The following is a 629-nucleotide window of genomic DNA, read 5'->3' on the forward strand; positions in this document are numbered from 1 at the left end:
AAGAATGCTTTATCGATTGCACGCTCTGGTTCTGGGATGTAAGAGTCAAGCGCTTCAACAAGTGCAAGAACTGATTTCTCACCATATTCGCCATCATTGCCGTTCAATGCTTGAAGCGCTGAACCACGGATGATTGGAGTGTCATCACCTGGGAAGTCATAAGTAGAAAGAAGTTCACGAACTTCCATTTCTACTAATTCAAGTAATTCTTCATCATCAACAAGGTCACACTTGTTTAAGAATACGATGATGTAAGGTACACCAACCTGACGTGAAAGAAGGATGTGTTCACGAGTTTGTGGCATTGGACCATCAGTCGCAGCACACACAAGGATCGCGCCGTCCATCTGAGCAGCACCAGTAATCATGTTTTTAACATAATCGGCGTGGCCCGGGCAGTCTACGTGAGCGTAGTGACGGATTGGAGAATCGTATTCTACGTGTGAAGTATTAATTGTAATACCACGTGCTTTTTCTTCAGGAGCTGAGTCGATTTGTGAGTAATCTTTCGCTTCACCGCCGTAAGTTTTTGCACAAATAGTTGCAATCGCAGCAGTTAAAGTTGTTTTACCATGGTCAACGTGACCAATTGTACCCACGTTTACGTGTGGTTTATTACGTTCAAACTT

The 629-nt window shown here is 43.6% G+C and carries 1 protein-coding gene; it reads right to left on the bottom strand.

All coding sequences use genetic code 11. The features are described 5' to 3' along the window. On the bottom strand, window positions 1-629 hold a 629-nt coding region (locus tag CDG56_RS16770), incomplete at both ends, for a GTP-binding protein (protein ID WP_143225235.1).

The organism is Acinetobacter sp. WCHA39, from assembly GCF_002165385.1.
In the GTDB taxonomy this organism is placed as follows: domain Bacteria; phylum Pseudomonadota; class Gammaproteobacteria; order Pseudomonadales; family Moraxellaceae; genus Acinetobacter.